Origin of the sequence: Parvibaculum sp., assembly GCF_039680535.1 — a bacterium.
GTDB lineage: Bacteria > Pseudomonadota > Alphaproteobacteria > Parvibaculales > Parvibaculaceae > Parvibaculum.
The window spans coordinates 87,143-111,710 of record NZ_JBDKSS010000011.1 but is presented as its reverse complement, the minus strand read 5'-3'; the positions used below and the strand labels follow the sequence as shown (position 1 = coordinate 111,710).

The 24,568-nt window shown below is 65.9% G+C and carries 27 protein-coding genes; 20 read left to right on the top strand and 7 right to left on the bottom strand.

The window, feature by feature from the left end; translation table 11 throughout:
* From parA to ABFC66_RS06215, 20 genes are all read left to right on the top strand, one after another.
* Positions 1–465: ParA family partition ATPase (gene parA, locus ABFC66_RS06310; RefSeq protein WP_346740093.1), on the top strand; the 465-nt coding region annotated here is incomplete at its 5' end.
* Positions 462–716 carry a hypothetical protein gene (locus ABFC66_RS06305; protein ID WP_293459860.1) on the top strand — a complete coding sequence of 85 codons (255 nt, stop codon included), beginning with the start codon at positions 462–464 and terminating at the stop codon, positions 714–716. The genes parA and ABFC66_RS06305, both read left to right, overlap by 4 nt.
* Complete coding sequence (locus tag ABFC66_RS06300) at positions 713–1,231, top strand: DUF2840 domain-containing protein (protein ID WP_293459858.1); 519 nt, start codon at positions 713–715, stop codon at positions 1,229–1,231. Before ABFC66_RS06305 ends, ABFC66_RS06300 begins: the two co-directional genes overlap by 4 nt.
* On the top strand, positions 1,228–1,773 hold the full coding sequence (locus tag ABFC66_RS06295) for a S26 family signal peptidase (RefSeq protein WP_293459856.1): 546 nt from the start codon (positions 1,228–1,230) through the stop codon (positions 1,771–1,773). The genes ABFC66_RS06300 and ABFC66_RS06295 overlap by 4 nt, the downstream gene beginning before the upstream one ends.
* Positions 1,774–1,808: 35 nt before the next feature.
* Entirely contained in the window at positions 1,809–2,144 is a 336-nt protein-coding gene (locus tag ABFC66_RS06290) for a DUF736 domain-containing protein (protein WP_293459854.1), read from the top strand.
* Positions 2,145–2,148: 4 nt separating this feature from the next.
* Complete coding sequence (locus ABFC66_RS06285; protein WP_293459852.1) at positions 2,149–2,865, top strand: lytic transglycosylase domain-containing protein; 717 nt, start codon at positions 2,149–2,151, stop codon at positions 2,863–2,865.
* A 354-nt stretch (positions 2,866–3,219) separates the two neighbouring features.
* Complete coding sequence (locus tag ABFC66_RS06280) at positions 3,220–4,959, top strand: VirD2 family relaxase/mobilization nuclease (RefSeq protein ID WP_293459850.1); 1,740 nt, start codon at positions 3,220–3,222, stop codon at positions 4,957–4,959.
* Between the two features lie 41 nt (positions 4,960–5,000).
* On the top strand, positions 5,001–6,983 hold the full coding sequence (locus ABFC66_RS06275; RefSeq protein WP_293459848.1) for a conjugal transfer protein TraG: 1,983 nt from the start codon (positions 5,001–5,003) through the stop codon (positions 6,981–6,983).
* Positions 6,984–6,990: 7 nt separating this feature from the next.
* Positions 6,991–7,437 (top strand): CopG family transcriptional regulator, encoded by a 447-nt coding sequence (locus tag ABFC66_RS06270; protein ID WP_085772623.1) that lies wholly within the window; start codon positions 6,991–6,993, stop codon positions 7,435–7,437.
* A gap of 176 nt (positions 7,438–7,613) precedes the next feature.
* Positions 7,614–8,627, top strand: coding sequence for a P-type conjugative transfer ATPase TrbB (gene trbB, locus ABFC66_RS06265; protein ID WP_293459844.1), 1,014 nt, complete (start codon positions 7,614–7,616; stop codon positions 8,625–8,627).
* Positions 8,624–8,965 carry a TrbC/VirB2 family protein gene (locus ABFC66_RS06260; RefSeq protein WP_085772625.1) on the top strand — a complete coding sequence of 114 codons (342 nt, stop codon included), beginning with the start codon at positions 8,624–8,626 and terminating at the stop codon, positions 8,963–8,965. Before trbB ends, ABFC66_RS06260 begins: the two co-directional genes overlap by 4 nt.
* Complete coding sequence (locus tag ABFC66_RS06255) at positions 8,965–9,240, top strand: VirB3 family type IV secretion system protein (RefSeq protein ID WP_085772626.1); 276 nt, start codon at positions 8,965–8,967, stop codon at positions 9,238–9,240. Before ABFC66_RS06260 ends, ABFC66_RS06255 begins: the two co-directional genes overlap by 1 nt.
* A 7-nt stretch (positions 9,241–9,247) precedes the next feature.
* Positions 9,248–11,686: a conjugal transfer protein TrbE gene (gene trbE / locus ABFC66_RS06250; RefSeq protein WP_085772627.1), complete on the top strand. Its 2,439-nt coding sequence runs from the start codon at positions 9,248–9,250 to the stop codon at positions 11,684–11,686.
* The gene (trbJ, locus tag ABFC66_RS06245) at positions 11,683–12,420 is read left to right on the top strand and encodes a P-type conjugative transfer protein TrbJ (protein WP_293459840.1); all 738 of its coding nucleotides are present in this window, start codon (positions 11,683–11,685) and stop codon (positions 12,418–12,420) included. Before trbE ends, trbJ begins: the two co-directional genes overlap by 4 nt.
* 9 nt (positions 12,421–12,429) lie before the next feature.
* Entirely contained in the window at positions 12,430–12,759 is a 330-nt protein-coding gene (gene trbK-alt / locus ABFC66_RS06240; RefSeq protein ID WP_085772628.1) for a putative entry exclusion protein TrbK-alt, read from the top strand.
* Positions 12,756–14,117, top strand: coding sequence for a P-type conjugative transfer protein TrbL (trbL, locus tag ABFC66_RS06235; RefSeq protein WP_293459837.1), 1,362 nt, complete (start codon positions 12,756–12,758; stop codon positions 14,115–14,117). Before trbK-alt ends, trbL begins: the two co-directional genes overlap by 4 nt.
* 3 nt (positions 14,118–14,120) lie before the next feature.
* On the top strand, positions 14,121–14,810 hold the full coding sequence (gene trbF, locus ABFC66_RS06230; protein WP_293459835.1) for a conjugal transfer protein TrbF: 690 nt from the start codon (positions 14,121–14,123) through the stop codon (positions 14,808–14,810).
* Positions 14,807–15,880, top strand: a complete 1,074-nt coding sequence (gene trbG, locus ABFC66_RS06225; RefSeq protein ID WP_346740092.1) for a P-type conjugative transfer protein TrbG — start codon at positions 14,807–14,809, stop codon at positions 15,878–15,880. Before trbF ends, trbG begins: the two co-directional genes overlap by 4 nt.
* Complete coding sequence (locus ABFC66_RS06220) at positions 15,877–17,082, top strand: TrbI/VirB10 family protein (protein ID WP_293459833.1); 1,206 nt, start codon at positions 15,877–15,879, stop codon at positions 17,080–17,082. Before trbG ends, ABFC66_RS06220 begins: the two co-directional genes overlap by 4 nt.
* Positions 17,079–17,336, top strand: a complete 258-nt coding sequence (locus tag ABFC66_RS06215; RefSeq protein ID WP_293459831.1) for a DUF2274 domain-containing protein — start codon at positions 17,079–17,081, stop codon at positions 17,334–17,336. Before ABFC66_RS06220 ends, ABFC66_RS06215 begins: the two co-directional genes overlap by 4 nt.
* On the opposite strand, the gene ABFC66_RS06210 is transcribed toward ABFC66_RS06215, so the two are convergent.
* From ABFC66_RS06210 to ABFC66_RS06180, 7 genes are all read right to left on the bottom strand, one after another.
* Positions 17,300–18,220 carry a LysR family transcriptional regulator gene (locus tag ABFC66_RS06210; protein ID WP_293459829.1) on the bottom strand — a complete coding sequence of 307 codons (921 nt, stop codon included), beginning with the start codon at positions 18,218–18,220 and terminating at the stop codon, positions 17,300–17,302. The genes ABFC66_RS06215 and ABFC66_RS06210 overlap by 37 nt on opposite strands.
* A gap of 112 nt (positions 18,221–18,332) precedes the next feature.
* Positions 18,333–19,508, bottom strand: coding sequence for a Fic family protein (locus ABFC66_RS06205; RefSeq protein WP_346740091.1), 1,176 nt, complete (start codon positions 19,506–19,508; stop codon positions 18,333–18,335).
* Positions 19,509–19,773: 265 nt separating this feature from the next.
* A complete protein-coding gene (gene cydB / locus ABFC66_RS06200; protein ID WP_293459825.1) occupies positions 19,774–20,787 on the bottom strand; it encodes a cytochrome d ubiquinol oxidase subunit II in 1,014 nt (337 codons plus the stop codon).
* On the bottom strand, positions 20,784–22,184 hold the full coding sequence (locus ABFC66_RS06195) for a cytochrome ubiquinol oxidase subunit I (RefSeq protein WP_293459823.1): 1,401 nt from the start codon (positions 22,182–22,184) through the stop codon (positions 20,784–20,786). The genes cydB and ABFC66_RS06195 overlap by 4 nt, the downstream gene beginning before the upstream one ends.
* The gene (locus tag ABFC66_RS06190; protein WP_293459821.1) at positions 22,181–22,705 is read right to left on the bottom strand and encodes a group III truncated hemoglobin; all 525 of its coding nucleotides are present in this window, start codon (positions 22,703–22,705) and stop codon (positions 22,181–22,183) included. The genes ABFC66_RS06195 and ABFC66_RS06190 overlap by 4 nt, the downstream gene beginning before the upstream one ends.
* Positions 22,695–24,194, bottom strand: coding sequence for a DUF6306 domain-containing protein (locus ABFC66_RS06185; RefSeq protein WP_293459819.1), 1,500 nt, complete (start codon positions 24,192–24,194; stop codon positions 22,695–22,697). Before ABFC66_RS06185 ends, ABFC66_RS06190 begins: the two co-directional genes overlap by 11 nt.
* Positions 24,175–24,567: a DUF488 domain-containing protein gene (locus tag ABFC66_RS06180; RefSeq protein WP_293459817.1), complete on the bottom strand. Its 393-nt coding sequence runs from the start codon at positions 24,565–24,567 to the stop codon at positions 24,175–24,177. Before ABFC66_RS06180 ends, ABFC66_RS06185 begins: the two co-directional genes overlap by 20 nt.
* Position 24,568: the final 1 nt, after the last annotated feature.

Here is a 24,568-nt window from a genome sequence, read left to right as displayed (position 1 = left end):
TTCGGCGTGGTGGGTCTCGCGCGCGACACGCTCCATCGCGAGGCGCCCGAGATCGCGCTCACCGCCGATCATGTCGTCATCGACGGACCGCCGCGCATCGCGGGGCTGATGCGCTCGGCGCTCTTAGCCGCCGACCTCGTGCTGATCCCGGTACAGCCGTCGCCCTTCGACGGCTGGGCCTCGGCCGAGATGCTGGAGCTGCTGCGCGAAGCGCGCATCTATCGCCCACAGATCGCGGCGCGCTTCGTGCTGAACCGCTGCGCGGCCCGCACGATCATCGCTCGCGAGACCGCCGAAACGCTCGCCGATCACGATCCGCCGGTGCTCACCAGCACCATCGGCCAGCGCGTCATCTTCGCCGACGCCGCACAGTCCGGCCGGCTTGTGTTCGAGCTCGCCGAGCAGAGCGCCGCAGCGCGCGAGATCGCGGCGCTCGCCGCTGAAGTCTCGAGGATTACGCCATGAACGCGCGTGGCGCCCGACGCGGCTTCGCCGCCCGGCCCGGCGACGCCGAGAGCTGGATCAAGACGCCTGACGCCTCAAGCCGTCGCGGTGACGAGCCCTCCGCCTTCACCGCGCGCCTGACGATCGACGTCACGCCGGCGCTGCGCGGCCGTATCAAAGTCGTCGCGTTCCAGCGCGGGGTCACCGTCGCCGACATGCTGCGCGACCTCTTCGCGCGCGAATTCCCCGCCGATCCCGGAGAGTCCTCATGAACGACAACGAGCCGTCGCCGCCGCGTGTCGTGCCGCCATCGCATCGGCGCACCGTCGCACTCACCCATGTCGAACTGACCTGGATCGAGAAGAAGATCGAGCACTGGCTACGCTTCGGCCGGCGTGCCGAGGAGAAAATCCTCGATCGCCGCCGCAGCATCTCGAGCTTCAAGCCAGGCAGCATTTTCGCGTTCGTGCGCTGGGCGTCGAACGACTTCGGCACCGTTATCTCGCGCATGGACATCGTGCGCGCGGTCGAGCCTGGCGCACGTCTCCAGACGCTGCCTTTCGTGCGCCCTGGCGGCGAGATCCTGCTGCGCGTCGATAGCTGGCCCAAGGTCGAGCGCGTGCTGCAGGCGATCGACGCCGTCGAGACACTCGACATCGATCCCGCCGACGCCGCGCCGGAATACTGGCGCCACCTCCACAACCGTCTCGCTGCCGGCCATGAAGCGCGCCCCTACACGCGCGATCAGCATGCCGCTTGGCTCAAGCGCCGGAGCGTCACGCTATGACCCGCTTTGGCTACGTCATGACGACGTATTTCGCCATGCTCGTCTTCATCGGCTTGGCTTTCGTCCATCCGGCGCCGCGCCTGATCTGGAATGCCACGGCGAGCACGCCGACCGGGCTTTATGCGCTCCGCCCAGCCGGACAGCTCCATGCGCTCGAGCTGGTCGCCGTGCGCGCGCCCGAACCGATCGCCAGCTACCTGGCCGATGGCGGCTTTCTGCCCAAGGGCGTGCCGCTGCTGAAGCATGTGATGGCGCTGCCTGGGCAGACGGTGTGCCGCGCGGGCGACGCCATCACCGTCGATCACATCGCCGTCGGCGCGGCGCGTGAACGCGACCATCTCGGCCGTCCGCTGCCGCGTTGGAGCGGCTGCCATGCGCTCGGCCCCAGTGAACTCTTTCTCATGAACCCGACCGTCCCGGACAGCCTGGACGGACGCTATTTCGGCCCGCTTCCCACCACTGCGATTGTCGCCCGCGCGGTCCCGCTGTGGACCGACGAGGCCGGTGACGGCCGCTTCGTGTGGCGCGCCGCCACTGATTGACCCGCTTCTCAACCCGCCAACAACGGAGGTTTCCCATGGCGCAGATTGGTCAGTTCACCCGCGACAAGTCCGGCTTCACCGGGCGTATCCAGACGCTCTTCTTCTACCGTGACCTCTCCCTCGTTCCGGCCGAATCCTCCGATGCCGAGAACGCGCCGGACTATCGCGTCCATCTCGGCGACGGCGACGGCCCTGAGATCGGCGCGGGCTGGAAGCGCACCGGCGAAAAGGCCGGCGAGTACGTCTCACTCGTCATCGACGATCCCGCACTCGCGCAGGCGATCCGCGCCAACCTCTTCCAATCGGGCGACGACAAGTCCGCCTGGGTGCTGAACTGGAACCGCCCGCCGAAGCGCGGCGATCGGGGCTGATCGGATGCGGCGCGCGCTTCTTCTGCTCGCCAGCGTGACGGCGCTCGGTATGCCCGCCGTCGCCGTCTTCGCCCAGGCAACGCCGATCGCGGTGAGGTCGGCGAGCGATTCCTACGCCGGTCTGATTGCCGAAGCGGCCCAGCGCTTCGCCATCCCTGAGGCGTGGATACGGGCGATCATGCGCATCGAGAGTCGTGGGGATCGCCGTGCCGTCTCGCCCAAGGGCGCGATGGGCCTGATGCAGCTCATGCCCGAAACCTGGGCTGCGCTTCGCGCTCGCTACGGCCTCGGGCGCGACGCGTTCGATGCGCACGACAACATCTTGGCGGGCGCCGCTTTCCTGCGGGAAATGCACGACCGCTACGGATCGCCGGGATTCCTCGCGGCGTATAATGCCGGGCCGGGGCGATACGAAGATTATCGCGACCGGCATCGTCCGCTACCGCCTGAAACCGTCGCTTACGTCGCGGCGCTTGTCCCTTTTGTCGGGGACGGCGCGACCGATGGGCCTGTCCTCGTGGCGGCCTCCGGTCCGCCGTCTTGGACACAGGCCCCTCTCTTCATCACGCGATCGGCAAGCGCTGAGCCTGTCGATGGCGCGCCATCCAAACAGCCGTCGAGCGATGCGCCGGCTGCCATCGCGGTGCGCGACCTGTCGGCCATCGCACCGCAATCCGATGGGCTGTTCGTCCACGTTTCCGCAGCGGGGCCGAAACCGTGATCGCGCCGCTCTCCCGCCGATGTGCCGCTACATCACCTCAGTCGGCCCGCGCTTTCCCTGTCCGCTCGGCGGCGTCTGACGTCCCCGGAGGCTACATCGCAGCTATAGAGCGCGATTTCGCAGGCGGGCGCGGCACAGCGTCCTTCCGGGAAGAAGGAAGGGCAGGCAGGGAAGGAACGCAGAAACCAACCGACCGAGGGCGAGATAAAAGGCCGCAAGGTGCGGCTCGGTCGGTCGGTTGTTTTTATTGGGATTTTTCAGCGATCCGGCAATGTGCGGCCCTGGCGCGCAAGGTGCGCCGGACCCACAACGCTTTGCCGGAGCTGACTTTTCCGCACATTGCCGGGGCCGGCGATGGCTGACGAGAACGATTTCCAGCCTCGCCCGGGCCGCATCCGCTCAACCCGCAACCAGCGCACGAAGCCCTTCGTCGCCCAGGCGCTCGCGGCAGCGCAACGCGCCGGCGGCGGCGTCTCGCGCCAAGGTCTCTTGCGCAGCGGACGGCGCTCCACCTTCGGCCGCGGCCGAGCCGCCAGCGTTCGGGCCAACCATCTGCTGACTGGCCGCTCTCGTCTGGTCACGGTGAAGACCCGCGTCGTCCGCCATACCGCTCGCGCTGCGCCGCTCGCAGCCCACCTCGGCTACCTCCGGCGCGAGGGCGTCACCCGGGACGGGGAGAAGGCCAGGCTGTTCGGTCCCGAGACCGAGGACGCCGACCCCAAGGCCTTCGCGGAGCGGGGCGAGAAGGACCGCCATCACTTCCGCTTCATCGTCTCGCCCGAGGACGCGCCGGAGATGGCCGACCTGAAAGGCTTCACCCGCGAGCTGGTCGGCCAGATGGAGAAGGATCTCGGCACCAAGCTCAATTGGGTCGCCGTCGATCACTGGAATACGCAGCATCCCCACGTCCACATCATCGTGCGCGGCGTCGCCGACGACGGCCAGGACCTCGTCATTTCGCGCGACTACATCAAGGAGGGGATGCGTGCCCGGGCCCAGGACCTGGTGACGCAAGAGCTGGGGCTGCGCAGCGATCTCGACATCCGTCGCGCGCTCGAGCGCCAGGTCGACGCCGAGCGCTGGACCCAACTCGACCGGCAGCTCGCCCGCGATGCCGATCGACACGGCGTCATCGATCTCGCACCAGATGCCGGACGTCAGCCTGATCCGTTCGAAGCTCTCAAGGTCGGACGGTTGCGGCGCCTGGAGGGTCTTGGTCTCGCGCACCAGCACGGGCCGGGCCAATGGACGATGGACTCGGCCGCGGAGACGACCTTGCGCGAGCTGGGCGAGCGCGGCGACATCATCAAGCGCATCCACCGCAGCCTGACAGAACGTGGCATCGAGCGAGCCGCGGCGAGTTATGTGCTCGCTGGCGAGAGCCTGGATGTCCCGATCATCGGCCGCCTGGTCGATCGCGGCCTCGAGGATGAGCTGAAGGGTACGGCCTACGCTGTCGTCGACGGTGTCGACGGGCGGACCCACCACATCAAGCTTCCCGATCTCGAGGCCGCCGGCGACAGCGCACCAGGCTCGATCGTCGAGCTGCGCAAGTTCGACGACGCGCAAGGCCGGCGTCGCGTTGCCATTGCGGCGCGCTCCGACCTCGCCATCGAAGACCAGGTGACGGCGAGCGGCGCGACTTGGCTTGATCGCCAGGCGGTCGCGCGCGATCCGGTGGCGCTCGGCCAGGCCGGCTTCGGGGCCGAGGTCCGCGAGGCGATGGATCGCCGGGCGGACCGGCTCATCGAGCAGGGCCTCGCCGAGCGACAGGCGCGGGGGATCGTGTTCGCCTCCGGCCTGATCGGAACGCTTCGACAGCGGGAGGTGGAGGCGTTGGGCGAGCGGCTCGCCGCCGAAACCGGCCAGCCGTTCAATGGCGCGGCGACGGGCGAGTATGTCGCCGGGACCTACCGACAACGCTTCGCGCTCGCCTCCGGCCGCTTCGCCATGATCGACGACGGCCTTGGCTTCCAGCTCGTGCCCTGGACGCCCACCCTCGAAAAGCAGCTCGGCCGCCACGTCTCCGGCGTCGCCCGCGCGGATGGCGGGATCGACTGGGGCTTCGGCCGCAACCGGGGGCTCGGTCTGTGACTGATCCCTACAATCATCGACCTCATGAAAGGACGTCTTCTATGTCCGCGACCAAGATTCTCTGGGGCCAGGTCATCACCGTCTTTGCGATCGTCCTGCTGGCGATCTGGAGCGCGACGGAGTGGACGGCCTGGCGCCTCGGCTTCCAGCCACAGCTCGGCCACCCGTGGTTCGAGCTGCTGCATTTCCCGTTCTACCTTCCGCCGGCCTTCTTCTGGTGGTGGTACGCCTACGACGCCTACGCGCCCGACATCTTCATCGAGGGAGCCTACATCGCCGCATCGGGTGGGATCATCGCTGCGGCTGTCGCGATCGGCATGTCCGTCTGGCGCGCCCGCGAGGCGAAGAATGCCGAGACCTACGGCTCTGCCCGCTGGGCGCAACCGAAGGAGATCGAAGCCGCTGGACTCAGCGGACCCGATGGCGTCGTGCTGGGCCGCTACCAGCGCAGCTATTTGCGCCACGATGGGCCGGAGCATGTGTTGTGCTTCGCGCCGACGCGATCGGGCAAAGGCGTCGGCCTCGTCATCCCGTCGCTCTTGACCTGGCCGGGCTCGGCGATCGTCCATGACATCAAGGGCGAGAACTGGCAGCTCACCGCCGGCTTCCGCGCCCAGCACGGCCGCGTGCTCCTGTTCGATCCGACCAATGCGAAGTCATCGGCCTACAATCCGCTGCTCGAAGTGCGCCAAGGCGAGTGGGAGGTGCGCGACGTCCAGAACATCGCCGACATCCTCGTCGATCCCGAAGGCAGCCTCGAAAAGCGGAACCACTGGGAGAAGACCAGCCACGCGCTTTTGGTCGGCGCCATCCTTCACGTCCTCTATGCCGAGGAGGACAAGACGCTCGCCGGCGTCGCATCGTTCCTGTCTGATCCGAAGCGGCCGATCGAGTCCACGCTCTCGGCCATGATGCGCACGCCGCATCTTGGCGAGGCTGGCGTTCATCCCGTCGTCGCAAGCGCCGCCAGGGAGTTGTTGAACAAATCCGGCAACGAGCGCTCCGGCGTCTTGAGTACGGCCATGTCGTTCCTTGGCCTCTATCGCGACCCTGTCGTGGCCGAGGTGACGCGGCGTTGCGACTGGCGGATCGGCGATATCGTGGCCGGCGAGCGGCCGACGACGCTCTACCTCGTGGTGCCGCCCTCGGACATCAACCGCACCAAGCCGCTGATCCGCCTGATCCTCAACCAGATCGGCCGGCGGCTCACGGAGGACCTGCTGGCCAAGGCCGGTCGGCGACGGCTGCTCCTGATGCTCGACGAGTTCCCAGCGCTGGGGCGGCTCGACTTCTTCGAGTCCGCGCTCGCCTTCATGGCGGGCTACGGGATCAAGAGCTTTCTCATCGCCCAGTCGCTGAACCAGATCGAGAAGGCTTACGGGCCGAACAACTCGATCCTCGACAACTGCCATGTGCGGGTCAGCTTCGCCACCAACGACGAGCGCACCGCCAAACGGGTCAGCGACGCACTCGGCACGGCGACCGAAATGAAGGCCATGAAGAACTATGCCGGCAGCCGGCTGTCGCCCTGGCTCGGACATCTGATGGTCTCCCGATCAGAGACGGCGCGCCCGCTGCTCACGCCGGGCGAGGTCATGCAACTCCCGCCTACCGACGAGATCGTCATGGTGTCTGGCGTCCATCCGATCCGCGCGAGGAAGGCGCGCTACTACGAGGATGCGCGGTTGCAGGAGCGCATCCTGCCGCCGCCTGCGCCGACGCAGCCGAAAGTGAGTCGTTCCGACGACTGGAGTTCACGGCCATTGCCCCCGCGGCCGCCGGCGCCAGCTGCGCGTGACGGCGAGGAGGCCGACGATGAAGACCCGAAGAACTCGGACCGCCGTCGCCAGCCTGAACTGAACCAGGAGACGGTCGAGAAGAAGCAGCCGATCGACAACGAATTCGCCCTCGATCCGACCGACGAGCTTGAGGAGGATGCGCCCCGCGTAGGTCGGATGAACGACCTCATGCAGGGCTTGGCGCGCCAAGCCTCCCTCGACCCCGGCGACGACCTGGGACTGTGAGGCTGGGATGCCGGCGCCGAAGAAGAAGGCCCAGATCTCCGTCTATCTCGATCCGGACGTGATGCGGTCCCTGTCCGTCTACGCGGCGCGGCGAGAGCAACCGATGTCGCTGATCGCCGAGGCCGCCATCGCCTCGTTCCTTTCGCCGGACGCAGATGAGCGGCGCGAGGCTGCCATCGCCAAACGCCTCGATCAGCAGGACCGGCGCCTGGCGCGGCTCGAGCGCGACGTCGGCATCGCCGTCGAGACGCTCGCCCTGTTCATCCGCTTCTGGCTCACCACGACACCGGCGCTTCCTGAACCGGCTGCCAAGGCGGCGCGGGCGCAGGCTGGACCTCGCTACGACAACTTCGTCGCCGCGCTTGGCCGGCGCCTCAGCCAGGGGCCAAAGCTTCGGCAAGAGATCCCCGACGATGCGCGGGAAGACCCGACTCGATCGGCGGACACCGACTAGACGCGATCCCGAATAACCGGAGCGTCACCGAAGCCGTCGAAACCAAGTCCGCACCCAGCAAGTATTTTTTCGCTGCTTTACGCCCGGCCCCTACGCCATATGAATACTTGTTGAATCGCCCTACTTACTGCCTTTTCTAATCGTCCCCGTCGCTAGTCGCGTGTCGCGATTTGCCAATGACGGGGACGATCGTGGCGGTCACACCACTTCATTCCGAGGCCTTCTCCCGCGGTGCGCGCATGCTGCGCACCGCGCTCGGTCCCGCCATCGCCGGCTTCCTCGAAGACCCGTCGATCGTCGAGGTGATGCTCAACCCCGACGGCCGGCTTTGGATAGACCGGCTGTCGGGGGGTCTGGAGGATAGCGGCCGGACGATGTCCGCCGCCGATGGCGAGCGGATCGTGCGCCTAGTCGCGCACCATGTCGGCGCGGAGGTCCATGCCGACAAACCGCGTGTCTCGGCCGAGTTGCCCGAAACGGGAGAGCGGTTCGAGGGACTTCTGCCGCCGGTGGTGGCCGCCCCGGCCTTTGCGATCCGCAAGCCTGCCGTCGCGGTGTTCACCCTCGACGATTATGTCGCCGCCGGCATCATGCTCGCCGGGCAGGCCGCGGCGCTCCGCGCCGCCGTGGCAGATCGCAAGAACATCCTCGTTGCCGGCGGCACCTCGACCGGCAAGACCACGCTCACCAACGCCCTCCTGGCTGAGATCGCCGGCACCACCGACCGCGTGGTGTTGATCGAGGACACCCGCGAGCTGCAATGCCGCGCGCCCAACCTTGTGGCGCTCCGCACCAAGGACGGCGTCGCCTCGCTCTCCGATCTGGTCCGCTCCTCGCTACGCCTGCGCCCCGATCGCATCCCGATCGGCGAGGTGCGCGGCGCGGAGGCGCTGGACCTCTTGAAGGCCTGGGGCACTGGCCACCCCGGCGGCATCGGCACGGTCCACGCCGGCACCGCGCTTGGCGCGATGCGCCGCCTCGAGCAGCTCATCCAGGAAGCCGTCGTCACCGTCCCCAGGGCGCTAATCGCCGAGACTATCGATCTCGTCGCGGTGCTGCGCGGGCGCGGCAGCGAACGCCGCCTTTCCGAACTCGCACTCATCGCCGGTCTCGATCCCGCCACCGGCGATTACCGCGTCCAGTCCGCCGGGGCGGGCGGCGACCTCTTGCCCCCCGGAGACCCATCATGATCCGTGTTCTCGCTGTCGCTCATTCTTCGCGTCGCCGCGTGGCCGAGCTCGTTACGCTCGCGACCCTGACGCTCGCCTTCGCCCCGGCGGCTTACGCCTCCGGCTCCTCCATGCCGTGGGAGACCCCGCTCAACTCCATCCTGGAGTCGGTGCAAGGGCCCGTCGCGAAGATCATCTCGGTCATCATCATCACCGTGACCGGCCTGACGCTCGCCTTCGGCGACACGAGCGGCGGCTTCCGCCGGCTGATCCAGATTGTGTTCGGCCTGTCGATCGCCTTCGCCGCGTCGAGCTTCTTCCTGTCCTTCTTCTCCTTCTCCGGCGGAGCGCTGGTCTGATGGCCGCGATCGTCGATCCCGACGTGCCCGGCTTCTTCGCGCCGGTCCATCGCGCGCTTACCGACCCAATTCTGATGGGCGGCGCGCCGCGGACCGTCGCGATCGCCAACGGCACGCTCGCCGCGGCGATCGCCCTCGGCCTGCGGCTCTGGATCCCCGGCGCGCTGATCTGGGCGGTAGGTCACACTGCGGCCGTCTGGGCGGCGAAGCGCGATCCGCAGTTCGTCGACGTGGTGCGCCGGCACCTTCGTTACCCAGCCTTTCTCGGCGTCTGAGGCTCCGATGCTGAACCTTGCAGAATATCGCAGTCGTCCCGCCGGTCTCGCCGACTTCCTGCCCTGGGCGGCCTTGGTCGAAGAGGGCGTTGTCCTCAACAAGGATGGCTCTTTCCAGCGCACGGCGCGCTTTCGCGGACCGGACCTCGATAGCGCCACGCCGGCCGAGCTGGTGGGCGTGACCGCCCGACTCAACAATGCGCTGCGCCGTCTCGGCTCCGGCTGGGCGATCTTTGTCGAGGCGCAACGGATCGCCGCGCAGACCTATCCGCACAGCAGCTTTTCCGATCCGGCGTCAGCGCTGGTTGATCTCGAGCGCCAGGATGCCTTCGAAGAGGCTGGCGCTCATTTCGAGAGCCGTTACTTCCTGACCTTCGTCTGGCTCCCGCCCGCCGAGGACGCCTCCCGCGTCGAGGGCTGGCTCTACGAGGGCCGCGCGCAGACGGGCGTCGATCCGTGGGAGCTGCTGCGCGGCTTTGTCGATCGGACCAATCGCGTCTTGCAACTGGTCGAGGGGTTCATGCCCGAGGTGGCCTGGCTCGACGACGGCGACACGCTGACCTACTTGCACTCGACAATCTCGACCCGTGCGCAGCGCATCCGCGTGCCCGAGACACCGATGCACCTCGATGCGTTGCTCGCCGATGAGCCGCTTGCCGGCGGCCTCGAGCCCCGCCTCGGCGCCCATCATCTTCGCACGCTCACTGTGGTCGGATTCCCGACAACGACGCATCCCGGCATCCTCGACGAGCTGAACCGGCTCGCCTTCCCGTACCGCTGGTCCACCCGGGCGATCCTCCTCGACAAGACCGAAGCGGTGAAGCTGCTCACCAAGATCCGCCGGCAGTGGTTCGCCAAGCGCAAGTCCATCGCCGCCATCGTCAAGGAGGTGATGACCAACGAGGCGTCGACCCTCGTCGACTCCGACGCGGCCAACAAGGCCGCCGACGCCGATCTCGCCCTGCAGGAATTGGGCTCCGACGATGTTGGCCAAGCCTATGTCACTGCGACAGTCACTGTCTGGGACGAGGACCCGGGTCTCGCCGCTGAAAAGCTCCGGCTGGTGGAGAAGGTGATTCAGGGCCGCGACTTCACCTGCATGCCGGAAGGAGTGAATGCGCTGGAGGCCTGGCTCGGCTCCATCCCCGGCCATGCCTACGCCAACGTCCGTCAGCCGCCGGTCTCGACGCTGAACCTGGCGCACATGATCCCGCTTTCGGCAGTTTGGGCTGGGCCGGCAAGGGATGAGCATTTCCAGGCGCCGCCGCTGCTCTACGGCAAGACGGAAGGTTCGACGCCCTTCCGACTCAGCCTGCATGTCGGCGACGTCGGCCACACGTTGATCGTCGGCCCGACCGGCGCGGGCAAGTCGGTGCTGCTCGCGCTGATGGCGATGCAGTTCCGCCGTTACCGCAACAACCAGATCTTCGCTTTCGATTTCGGCGGGTCGATCCGCACCGCGGCGATCGCCATGGGCGGCGATTGGCACGATCTCGGCGGCAGCCTGTCGGCTGGATCGGAACATTCGGTGTCGCTGCAGCCGCTTGCCCGCATCGACGATCAGTCGGAGCGCGCCTGGGCGGCGGAGTGGGTGGCGGCCATCCTCGCGAAGGAGGGCGTCACCATCGATCCGACCGCCAAGGAGCATGTCTGGTCGGCGCTGAGCTCGCTGGCGTCGTCGCCCGTGGGCGAGCGCACCATCACCGGCCTGGCGGTCCTGTTGCAGTCGACGGCGCTGAAGCAGGCGTTGCAGCCCTATTGCGTCGGTGGAGCCTCGGGCCGCCTACTCGATGCCGAGGCTGAGCAGCTCGGCTCCGCTCCGGTGCAGGCGTTCGAGACCGAGGGCCTGATCGGCGCCGGAGCGGCGCCCGCCGTGCTGACCTATCTCTTCCATCGCATTGAGGGCCGCCTCGACGGCCGGCCGACCTTGCTCATCATCGACGAGGGGTGGCTGGTCCTCGACGATCCGGCCTTCGCCCAGCAGCTACGCGAGTGGCTGAAGACGCTGCGCAAGAAGAATGCCTCCGTCGTCTTCGCCACGCAGTCGCTGTCGGATATCGACGGCAGCAACATCGCGCCCGCGATCGTCGAGAGCTGTCCGACGCGTATCTTCCTGCCGAATGAGCGCGCGATCGAGCCGCAGATCACCGCGATCTATCGCCGCTTCGGCTTGAACGATCGCCAGATCGAGATCCTCGCCCGCGCCACGCCGAAGCGCGACTACTACTGCCAGTCGCGCCGCGGCAATCGCCTGTTCGAGCTAGGTCTCGGCCCCGTAGCGCTCGCCTTCTGTGCCGCTTCCTCCAAGGCGGACCACGCCGCGATCGAGCGCGTCGTCGCCGAGCACGGCCGCGATGCTTTCACGCCCGCTTGGCTCGCGGACCACGAGCTCCTCTGGGCCGCCGATCTCATCCCTGACCTGATCAACCTGGAGACATCATCATGATCAAGCTGCGCCATCTGGCGGCGGCAAGCGCCGCCGTGCTCACCCTGGCCGTCGGCGCGCCCCCCGCATCGGCGCAGTGGATCGTCTACGACCCGACCAACTTCGGCCAGAACGTGCTCACCGCCGCGCGCGAGCTGCAGCAGATCAACAATCAGATCACGATGCTGACCAACCAGGCGACGTCGCTGGTCAACCAGGCGCGCAACCTTGCAAACCTGCCGATGTCGACGTTGACCCAGCTTCAGTCGTCGATCGCCCAGACCCAGTCACTGCTAGGTCAGGCGCAGAACATCGCCTTCAACGTCCAGCGCATCGAGCAGGCCTATTCTACGAGCTACGGTTCGGCCGCCGGCACAGGTTCGACCACCGCCATGGTCGCCAACGCGCAGACCCGCTGGCAGAACTCCGTCGCCGCCTTCGAGGACAGCCTGAAGGTACAGGCGGGCGTGGTCGGCAACATCCCGACGAACTCCAGTGCGATGACCTCGCTAGTCACGGCCAGCCAGAGCGCCACCGGCGCGCTGCAGGCGGCACAGGCCGGCAACCAACTGTTGGCGCTGCAATCTCAGCAGCTTTCCGATCTCGTCGCCGTGCTGTCGGCCAAGAGTCGGGCCGACGCCCTGGAGCAGGCGCGTACCGCCTCGGCCGAGGCGCAAGGCCAGCAGAACTACAAGACCTTCTCGACGCGCACCGGCTATCAGCCCGGAAACGTCACCATGTTCAGCGGCAACTGAGGCGCGGCGATGCTGGGACGGTCGGAAATCTTCCGCGCCGCCGCGATCGTCGCCCTGATCGCGGTCGCCATCACGGCTCTTGTGGTGACCAACCGGCGCCACTCGGCCCCCATTGCCGAGACCCCTCCGACCATCGTCACACCAGCATCCGACGACCTCTCGGCCGAGCTGCGCCGTTGCAGCGCGCTCGGTCCCCAGGATGCCGAAGATCCGCATTGCGTCGCGGTCTGGGAGGAGAACCGCCAGCGATTCTTCGGCAGGCCGGCGCGGCCTCTGCCGCCACAAACGCCCCCAGGCGCTGCCGCGCCGGCCACCCCTTCTAAGGGAGATGCGCGATGAACAACGTCGGCGTCATCGACACCTTCCTCAACACCTTCACCACCTACATCGATTCCGGCTTCGGCCTGATCAAGGGCGAAGTCGGCTATCTCTCGTCCACGCTGATCGTCATCGACATCACCCTTGCAGGCCTGTTCTGGGCCTGGGGCGCCGACGAGGACATCCTCCAGCGCCTGGTGAAGAAGACCCTCTACATCGGCTTCTTCGCCTTCATCATCAACAACTTCAACAATCTATCGGCCATCGTCTTCAACAGCTTCGCCGGCCTCGGCCTGAAGGCGGGCGGCTCGTCTATCAGCACCGCCGACTTCCTGCGGCCGGGCAAGCTCGCCCAGGTCGGGCTCGACGCCGGACAGCCGCTGCTCGATGCGGCCAACCAGATGATGGGCTTCACCAGCTTCTTCGCGAACTTCGTGCAGATCGCGGTGCTGATGGTCTCGTGGGTCCTGGTGCTGATCGCCTTCTTCATTCTGGCGGTTCAGCTCTTCGTCACGCTGATCGAATTCAAGCTGACCACACTGGCCGGCTTCATCCTTATTCCCTTCGCCCTCTTCAACAAGACTGCCTTCCTCGCAGAGAAGGTGCTCGGCAACATCGTCGCGTCCGGCATCAAGGTGATGGTGCTGGCCGTCATCGTTGGCATCGGCACCGGGCTCTTCTCGCAGTTCACACAGACCTACGCCGGCGGCCAGCCGACGGTCGAGCAAGCGCTGTCCGTCGTGCTGGCTGCGCTCGCCATGCTGGGCCTCGGCATCTTCGGCCCCGGGATCGCCACCGGCCTGGTCTCCGGCGCGCCCCAGCTCGGCGCAGGCGCCGCTGTCGGCACCGGCCTCGCTGTCGCCGGCACGGCAATGGCCGGCGCCGGTGCGCTCGGCCTGGCCGGGAGAGGGGCGATGGCGGCTGCCTCTGGCACGGCCGCCGCCGCACGCGGCGGCGCGGCGATGGCGGGCGGCGCATCCTCCGCTTACAGCCTCGCTTCGGCCGGCCGGTCCGGCGCGTCGGGCGTCGCGGCCGGACTCGGCCGGGTTGGGCGAGCGGCCGCTTCAGCCGCCGCGGCTCCTGTGCGGCGCGCCGCCGCTCAAGCCGGCAGCTCGATGCGGGAAAGCTTCGCCGCCGGCGCTCGGTCCAGTTTCGCCGCAACCGGCGGCTCGTCGACCGGAGGGACGGTCGGCGGCAATTCACCAAGCACGCCCGCGGCGCCCACGGGCGGATCGGAGGGTTCCGGCCCACCCGCCTGGGCCCAGCGCATGAAGCGCAACCAGTCGATGGTCCACGGGGCGCAGACCGCCGCGCAGGTCCTCAGGTCCGGCGACAGCCATGGCGGCGGCCATTCCGTCGATCTCTCAGGAGGAGAATAAGACATGGCGCTGTTCCGCCGCCCCACGGTTCGCTACGGCCGGACGCCCGAGCCTGAGACCCCCTATCAGCGCGCCGCCCAGGTTTGGGACGACCGCATCGGTTCGGCCCGGGTGCAGGCGAAGAACTGGCGGCTGATGGCCTTCGGCTCGCTCGCGCTGTCAATGGGTCTCGCCAGCGGTCTCGTCTGGCAATCCACCCACGGCACCATCGTCCCCTGGGTGGTGCAGGTCGACAAGCTCGGCCAGGCGCAGGCCGTCGCGCCCGCCGCCGCCGACTACACGCCCAGCGACCCGCAAATCGCCTGGTATCTCGCCCACTTTGTCCAGATGGTCCGCGCCCTGCCGGCCGATCCGATCATCGTGCGGCAGAACTGGCTGCAGGCCTACGACTTCACCACCACCTCGGGCTCCCAAGCGCTCAACGACTACGCCCGCGCGAACGACCCTTTCGCCAAGCTTGGCAAGCAGCAGATCGCCATCGACGTCTCGAGCGTGATCCGCGCCTCGCCCTCGAGCTTCCGCATCGAGTGGGTCGAGCATCGCTACCAGGACGGCGCACTCGCCGACAACACGCGCTGGACCGCGATTCTCACCATCGCCATCCAGACGCCAACCTCCGCCGACGTGCTCCGCAAGAACCCGCTCGGCATCTACGTCACCGCCATCAACTGGTCGAAGGAGCTAGGACAATGACCTCGCCGATTTCCATGGAAGCCGGCGGTCCGGCTTCGCGTTTCTCCGTCATTCAGCAAAGCCGGAAAGGAGCAAATGCGGCTTTCCGTAAAGTCGGCCTCGCGGCTTTGATGATGTCCGTGACCGCACTCGGCGGCTGCGCGCACAACTTCATTCCGCCCGACATCAATTACGACAGCGCAGCGCCAGCGAAGCTCACCGTCGAGCCGCCGGCCCCCATCAAGATCGTGGAGCTGCCGAAGCTGCTTCCGCTGCCCGGACAACTGAAGCCGATCGACGGTGGCAAGCCGACGCCGGAAGCCGCCGACCCGACCGTGCGCGTCAACCAGGCCAACGCAGCCGCGCGGATTCAGCCGGTGCGTAACGGCTTCATCAACGCGGTCCAGGTCTATCCGTTCTCCGGCGGGGCGCTCTACCAAGTCTATACGGCGCCCGGCGAGATCACCGACATCGCGCTGCAGGACGGCGAGCAGCTCGTCGGCTCCGGCCCCGTCGCCGCCGGCGACACCGTGCGCTGGATTATCGGCGATACCGAGAGCGGCACGGGCGTCACCAAGAAAGTTCACATCCTGGTCAAGCCGACGAGACCCGATCTGCTCACCAATCTGGTCATCAACACGGATCGGCGGACCTACCTCCTCGAGCTGCGCTCGACCGAGAAGACCTACATGGCCTCAGTCTCCTGGCAGTATCCCGAAGATCAGCTCATCGCGCTTCGGCGGCAGAACCAGGAGGCCGACGTCGCGGCGCCGATTGCCAGCGGCGTCGATCTCGCCTCGATCAACTTCCGTTATGCCATCCAGGGCGACAATCCGGCCTGGCGCCCGCTGCGCGCCTTCGACGACGGGCACAAGGTCTACATCGAGTTCCCGAGCGGTATTGCCCAGGGCGAGATGCCGCCACTGTTCGTCATCGGACCGGCCGGCGGCTCCGAGCTGGTGAACTACCGGGTCAACCGCAACTATTACATCGTCGACCGCCTGTTCGCAGCCGCCGAATTGCGTCTCGGCGACAAGGATAGCGAGCGGCGCGTGCGCATCGTCCGCACCGATGGAAGGCCGCGGTCATGACGGCGAAAGGTCCTGAAGAACAACCGCCGTCGCCGACGCCCGTCGTACCGCCCGATCTGCGGCTTCGGGGCGAACGGCCGCGCGTCACGCGCTTGTCGCGCAGGGTGCTGATTGGCCTGGGCGCCGTTTCGGCGCTCGCCGTCGCGGGCGCGCTCGGCTACGCGCTCCAGACTCGCAACGCGGCGCAGAGCGGCCAGGAGCTGCTTTCCACGCAGAACCGTCCCTCCGCCGAGGGCCTCGCTGGCCTACCGAAGGACTACACCGGCCTACCGCGCCAGGCGCCCCCGCTCGGGCCGCCGCTGCCCGGCGATCTCGGCAAGCCGATCCTCAATGCCGGGGCTGCGCCCAATACCGTGACTCCCGGGACGACGCCTGATCCGGAGGCACAGCGCAGGGCGCAAGAGATCGAGGCGGCGCGGCTCAGCCGTCTCTTCGCCCAGACCAATCAGCAGCCGCAGCCGGTCGGGCTCGCCACGCCGGCTGCGACGGGGACCACGGTGGGTCCGACGCCCACACCGCCGGTCGACGCCGGCGCTGCGCAGAACATGCAGGACCGCAAGACGGCATTTCTCAATGCTTCGACCGACAAGCGTACAGTGAGTCCGGATCGGATCGAAGCTAAAGCCTCGCCCTACGTGGTACAGGCGGGAACGGTTATTCCCGCGGCGCTTATCACCGGCATCCGCTCAGACCTCCCCGGACAGATCACCGCCCAGGTGACGGAGGCGGTCTACGATAGCCCTACGGGCCAATATCTGCTGATCCCGCAGGGTGCGAAGCTGATCGGCCAGTACGACAGCTCCGTCGCCTTCGGTCAGAGCCGCATCCTGCTGGTCTGGACCCGCATCATCATGCCGGACGGCACGTCGATCGTGCTGGAGCGCCAGCCTGGCGCCGACACGGAAGGCTATGCCGGGCTCGAGGACGCGGTCGACAACCATTGGGGTATGCTGTTCAAGGCCGCCCTGCTGTCGACGCTACTCAGTGTCGGCGCCGAAGCCGGCACCAGCCAGAACGAGAACAATCTCGTGCAGGCGATCCGCAGCGGCGCCTCGAACAGCATCAGCCAGACCGGCCAGCAGATCGTTCAGCGCCAGCTCAATATTCAGCCGACGCTGACCATCCGCCCGGGCTTCCCGGTTCGTGTCATCGTCACCCGCGATCTGGTGTTGACGCCCTACGGACACGGAGGGAATCCATGACGAAGCTAAAGCTTGGGCCGCTGGCCGACGACAAGCCGGTCAAGATCAGCATCGAATTGCCCGCTGCCGTGCATCGGGATCTTGTCGCTTATGCTCAAGTGCTCGGCCGGACGACTGGCCAAACGGCTCCCGCCCCCTCGAAGCTCATCGTGCCGATGGTCGAGCGATTCATGGCGACCGACCGCGCGTTCGCGAAGGCGCGACGCGATCGGAGCGGTCAGGTCGCTTTCGGTTCGGCCGAGAAATCGGGATAGTGTTCGTGCAACATGGCCAGGAACGATCCCAAGGCGGGATTGCTGTTCGCTTCTCGCCAGTACGCCATGAAATTGGTCTGGGTCGGGCCGTCGTCGTCCCAGACCTCCCTATAGACCACGCCTTCGTGGCGCACCCCCGTCGCGCCCTCGAACATCAAGAGCGTGCCATAGTTCGCACTGACTAGGCTCAGCAGTCTGTCCAGTGACGAGTCCTGATGGATGATATGCTGAGAACCAATGGCATGACGGAGCTTCGCAGCGAGCAGCCCCTCAAGCTCTGGTCCGGGACCTTGCTGCGGGACGAGGAACTTTTCGTTCGCAAGATCCGCCCAACGAATCCTCGAATTATGGCCAAGCGGATGATGCCCCGGAAAAGCGACGATCACCCGCTCACTCCAAAGCGGAAGCAGCCGGCCGTCCCATGCCGTCGCATGACCCGTCATGATCGCGACATCGACTGCGTTTCCCGCGAGAGCAACAAGCAGCCGATCATGGCTACCATCGACGGTGCGTACATCCACATCCGGAAAGCGCCGGTGGTATTCGACCAGCGTCGCGTGCATGTTCCCGGCCGAAGGGGAGGCATGAACGCCGATCGTCAATAGGCCAAGTTCGCCACGACTTCTGCTCCTGAGCCTCCGAAGTTCCGTGTCCACATCATCGAGTATCCGCTTGGCGCTCGCGACGAACTCCAGCCCCACCGTGGTGAGGTGGGTGCCGCCATTCGTCCTTTCGAACAACACCACGCCAAGCTGGCGCTCGATCTCGTGCAGCCGGCGGCTCAAGGTCGATTGGCGTATGTTCAGGGCTTCCGCCGCCTGTCTCAGGCTGCGGTACTGTGACGTTACGACCGCCAGACGCAAATCTCGAAGCTCTATGTCCACACTTCACTTCGTCGGCCCGCAGCGGGCCGCCTCCCAGAAAATTTCGCCTCCCCATCCCGAAACCAATTCGACCGCCACGCTATGCGGCCGCTGTTTAGAAGCCCTTAACTTTTTAGGTCGGCAACGGATCGGTGCCGCGGTCGAGCAAGGCCAGATAGTCCGAATAGGCATAGATCCGGCCGCGCTGCCGTCCCGTGGTCTCGCGCACGACACCGATCTTGGCGAGATTTTCCAGCGCCGTGCTGGCGGTCGGGAAGGAGACGGCGAGTTTTTGGGAGACAGTCTGGATGGTGACGATCGGGCTGGCCTGCATGAGTTCGTGGACCCGGAGCGCCGACGGAGCCGCTCGGCCGAGGCCGGCGATCTCCTGTCGATGGGTGTCGAACATGGCGATCAGATCGCGCGCGGTCGCGGCAGCCTGTTCGGCGGTCTCCGCCACGCCGGTCAGGAAGAACTCCATCCAGGTCTCCCAAGTCCCGGCCTGCCGGACCTCCTGCAGGAGCCGGTAATAGTCGTCGCGCCGGGATTTCAGGAACAGGCTGAGATAGAGGATCGGCTCGCGCAGCACTCCAGCCTCACACAGGATCAGCGTGATGAGCAGCCGGCCCAGGCGTCCGTTGCCGTCGAGAAAGGGATGGATCGTCTCGAACTGGACATGGGCCAGGGCCGCCCGGATGAGCGGGGGCAGCGCCGTATCCTCGCTGTGCAGGAAGCGCTCCAGCGCATCGAGGCACTCGTCCAGCCGGTTCGGCGGCGGAGGCACGAACAGGGCGTTGCCGGGCCGGGTTCCGCCGATCCAGTTCTGCGAGCGGCGAAATTCGCCCGGTTGCTTCGCTGCGCCCCGGCCCGACTTGAGCAGGATGGCGTGCATTTCGCGGATCAACCGGAGCGACAGCGGAAATCCGCCCCGCATCCGGGAGACGCCATGCTCAATCGCCGCGACGTAGTTCGAAACCTCGGTCACGTCGTCGAGTCCGACGGCTGGCGCCTCGTGATTTTCGAACAGCAGCAGGTCGGACAGCGAGGATTGCGTGCCCTCGATCTGCGAGGACAGGAGGGCTTCCTTGCGGACGTACATGTAGAGGAACAAAGGCGTCGAGGGCAGGATCGTGGTTACGCCGTCGAGGCGCCCGACCGCGGCAATGGCGCGTTCGTAGACCTGCATGAACCGTCCGAGTTCGAGCGGCGGATTCGGCGGCAGCGGGGCAGGCACATAGGCGCGCACGCGCTCGCCTCCCGTGCTCGTCTCGACATAGGCGCCGAGCCTTTGGTTCTCTCCGTCCGTCACGCGCGATCCTTTAATTAGCCTCGCCGCTATTAAAGCATATCGTCGTATATATTAATAGCGAGTGGAGCTAATTCAAGTCTGCCGGCGTGACACGCGATCCGCACGGGTGGCGATTGGGAGCACGACAGGAGAGGATGTGGGTTGGCTCGACATCTTCGAGCCCGCATCCAACCTAATCCGCGTTGCACCACAAGGCGCAAATCTAGCGAGGTTGGCGCACCCTCAAATTGTAAGCATTGCTTTCGGGTCCGTCCCGATCCGCATCTCAATGGTACCCGATATCGGCTCTCACCTTCCCACGAAACACCCAATACGACCACGCCGTATAAAGAAGGATAATCGGGAGCAAGAACAAAGTGCCGACAAGCAGAAAGGCTTGGGTGCTCTGGGACGATGCGGCTTCACGCAAGGTGTAGTGATGCGGGACGATCATCGGCCATAGACTGATGGCGATGCCGAGGTAGGACATCAGGAAAAGCCCGATCGCGCCTATGAAGGGACCTGCCTCGCTTTGGCCGCTCAGCGAACGCCAGACGAAGAACGCGATCACGGCCGTGACGACGGGAACGGGCGCTAGGAAGATAAGGTTCGGCCAGGAAAACCAGCGATGGGCTATGTCCGGGTCGGCGAGCGGCGTCCATATGCTGACAGCGGCAACAGCGATGAGGACGCCGACGAGCGCCGTCCGGCCGTGACGGCGTGCCGTCAACTGGATATCACCATCGGTCTTGAGCACGAGCCATCCAGCACCCAGCAGAGCATACCCCAACACGAGCGCCAAGCCCGTCAGCAACGAAAACGGCGTAAAGCAATCGAAGCTGCTGCCGACAAAATGACGTCCATCGACTTTGAAGCCCTGGATGAACGCACCAAGTACAATGCCTTGGGCGAAGGTCGCGATCACCGACCCCCAGGAGAACCCGTGATCCCAGAAACTCTTGTGGTCGGCATCCCGATAGCGAAACTCGAAGGCCACGCCTCGGAACACTAGCGCGAGTAGCATAATCGCGATCGGGAAATAGACGGCGGGAATGATGATCGCAAACGCAAGCGGAAACGCCGCCATGAGGCCGACGCTGCCAAGAATCAGCCAGGTTTCGTTACCGTCCCAGATGGGCGCTATCGAGTTCATGATCAGGTTGCGCGAGCGCGTATCCGGCGCGAAGCCGAACAGGATGCCCACGCCGAGATCGAAGCCATCCAGGAGGACGTAAAGAAAGACGCCGACGCCGAGAATGAACGTCCAGATCGGCACGAGATCGAGCGTGAACGGCATCATGACCGCCCTCCCTCTTCGCGTGCGCCTGGCAGCGCGATCACCGGCAGATCGGGACGGCCGCCTTCGACCGGCCCCTCGGTTGTAGTCGCCCCCACGCCTCGGCGCACAATCCTTGCCATCAACAGCACGCCCGCCGGGAACATGATGAGATAGGCTACGATGTATCCGGCGAATGATAGTGCGACATCGAGCCCAGTCAGCGACGGCGACACCGAATCCGCGGTGCGCAGCAGGCCATAGACCGTCCATGGCTGCCGGCCGACCTCTGTTGTGGTCCAACCTGCCAGGACCGCGATGAAGCCCAGCGGCGCGGCCCATTCGCAGATGCGCAAGAACACGGCGCTGCTGTAGAGCTGTCCGCCGCGGCGCAGGACATTTCCCGCGATCACCACCGCCAGCATGATCAAACCAATCCCGACCATGATGCGAAAAGCGAAGAAAGGAATTGCGACCGGCGGACGCTGATCGGGCGGCACCTCCTTGAGGCCGGGAACAACCCCGTTGGGGTCATGTGTCAGGATCAGGCTGCCCAGCACCGGCACGTCGACACTGAAACGATTGGTCTCTTGCTTCTCGTCCGGGATGGCAAACAGCGCCAACGGCGCGCGCGCCTCTCTGTTCCAATGCGCCTCGATGGCCGCAAGCTTGGTCGGCTGATATTCAAGCGTGTTCAAACCATGCATATCGCCGAGCAAGACCTGCAAGGGCACCAGCGCGAGCAGCACCCAAAGCGTCGTCGACAGCATGGTTCTGGCTTCATCCGCAGCGCGCCCCTTTCGCAGCAGCCACGCGGCAACGCCGATCACCACAAAACCCGTGGTCACGTAGAAGCCGGTGACGGTGTGCGCGAGACGATATGGAAAGGACGGATTAAAGATGATCGCCGTCCAGTCCTTCGGGAAGAATCGTCCGTCGACCAATTCATAGCCGGCCGGTGTTTGCATCCAACTGTTGACCGCCAGAATCCAGAAGGACGAAAACAAGGTACCGGCGGCAACCATCAGAGCGGCAAAGAAATGCACCCAGCGCGGGACGAGGCTGCGCCCGAACAGCAGGACGCCAAGGAACGCAGCTTCGAGAAAGAAGGCAGTCAGCCCTTCATAGGCCAGCAGCGGTGAAATGATGTTGGCGGTCGCGTCCGAAAACCGGCTCCAGTTTGTTCCGAACTGGAAGGGCATGATGATGCCCGACACCACGCCCATCGCAAAAGAGACCGAGAAAATCTTCGTCCAGAAGCTCGATATGCGGAGATAAGCCTCCCGCCGTGTCGCGAAGTATAAGCCCTCCATGAACGCGATAAAGGAGGCAAGCCCGACGGTGAAAGCCGGTAGCAGAATGTGCCAGGCGATTACCCACACGAATTGCAGTCGGGACAGAAGTAAGGCCTCTTGCGTCATTTGGCGTCCATCCCTCGATTGTCGTCGGCCGAGCCGCAGGTATCACTCGGCGTCAACTTCCCAGCATCTATAAAATATCGTTGGCCTTTATTCAGAAGTATTCCATGGGTATTGGCAATTCCAAGCTCAAGGCTCTCCCCGACCCGACGCGACAAGAGGATAAAGCGTTCCGCGGCCGATGGTGGACAGACCTCCCGCGCGGTTTCGGCAAAGAGCGCCAGCCAACGATCGAAGTGCCGCGCGTCGATAGGCAGCGGCAGATGCTTGGCCATCGGTTGGCCATGATAGCGGCCACTCATGAGTGCAACGGAAGACCAGAAGGCAAACATCTTTTGCAGATGCGGCTCCCAGTCGTCGATCTTCGCAGCGAAGACCGGGCCCAGCACTGCGTCATCGCGAACCCGGACATAAAACTCACGGACGAGACGTTCGATCATCGCCTCGTCGATCCCGGTTTCAGCCTGAATCTGAGATGTTATGGCAGCTCGACGGGCCTGCGCCGACTTCGCGTCATCGCTCATGAGGCGCTCCGGTATGCGGCGCCGTGGGCAGTTGGGCCGCGACAAGCTCGATATTGCTTTCATGCGACGCGAGCATGGCCGTGAGGTCGGCGTGAATGGCGTCGTCGCGGATGGTCGGCAGCAGCGCCTTGAGCTTGCGCACGACCCAGCCCTGGCCGCGATTGAGGAAGGCGAGCCGGGCCGGGATGTCCGCGATCGCCATTGCCTTGTCATGGAAGGCGCCCGTCTTCCCCGACGGCTCGCCCGCGAGTTGCTGGACCGCCCTGGTGAGCACGCCGCACCAGCGTGCTTCGTCGCGATGGATCGCCATGACGAGCGGCTTCAGTTCGGCCGGCGATTCCGCCGCCGTGCGCAGCGTGACGCGTGCGCCAGCGCGCTCGGCTTCCAGCAGTTCGTTCAGCGCGGACAGAAGCTCCTCGCGGCTCGCGAACCCCATATAGCTGTCGTCCATCTCGTGAGCCCGGCAAGCGGGCGACGCCAACTCGGCGCGCTCCTTCGGCAGCGTGGCGTTTGCATCGAGAAGACGCGCGGCTTCGGCCGCGATGGCGCGCACACGATCCCGCGCGCCGACGATTTGCGTAATCCGGCCGACGCCCATGCCCGCATAGAGCGCCATCGCCTCGAACCTGCCGGTCATCGCGCGCAGCGGCGAGTCCGTGCTGAATTGGTAGATCGGGCGGCCCGCCTCATCGCCAATGATCGTGCGGGCCTTGGAGAATGGATCACCCCGCTCCCCACGCGTGACGCTGTTCGCCAGCACGCGCACCTTCGCACCTGACGGCCAGTTGATGTGGAAGGCGTCGGTGAGGACCGTTTCTTCGCCGCCAGCATCGACCAGGCGCTGCTTGTGATAATCGTGAGCAAAGGATTCCGGTGTCGCGATCAGCACGGTGCCGAAGACCCCGCCTTGGGCGCCGAGCGACATTACCGTGGCGAGGTCAGCGCCGTCCGTGAGTCCTCCGGCCGCCAGGACGGGCACGTTTGTCTGCTCCGCTATAGCGGGAAGAAGTTCATGCAATGGTGCATCGCCACGGACATGACCGCCGGCTTCGACGCCCTGGACGATCAGGACCTGCGCCCCGGCATGTTCCGCCGCGCGCGCTTCGGCGAGCGATCCCACCTGACACACCACCATGATCCCCGCATCGCGCAGCCGCTGCACGAGCGGAAGCGGGACATCCCAAAACAGACCGACGACCGGGATGCCGAGTTCGATGCACGCTAAGACCTGGGCGTCGAGCAGAGCGCGATCCGTCGCCACGGGGATGAGATTGACGCCGAAGCGTTGCACGTTTTGTGCGTGCAAAGCTTCTACCTCGGATCGGATGAGCGTCACCGGCTCGCGCACCATGCCGAGGAAGCCGAAGCCTCCGGCCTTCGTTACGGCAGCAACGAGCTCCGACCGGGCTACACCTCCCATTCCGGCCAAGATGATCGGATAGGTGCAGCCTAGCAGATCGCAAACCGGCCTATGCAATATGATGGCCATGCCTGTCCTTCAGATGGTCGCTCAGATAGGCAGCGAGCGCGACGGCTTGGTTATGCTCCGTGTCGTGCGCGGCGTAGAGCAGCGTCAGGGGACCGAGCTTCGACAAATCGGCGAGTTGGGCGACGGCTTCGTCATTTCGCGTCAGTTCGGCGCGGTAGCGGTGGCCAAACTCGGCCCAACGCGCCGGATCGTGACCGAACCATTCTCGCAATTCCGTGCTTGGCGCGATCTCCTTGAGCCACAACGTCAGCGCGGCACGCTCCTTGCCCAGGCCGCGCGGCCAGAGCCGATCCACCAACACGCGCGCGCCATCATCCTTGTCCGGCGGATCGTAGACGCGTTTGACGCGGATGTCGGAGACGGCACGGGCCATG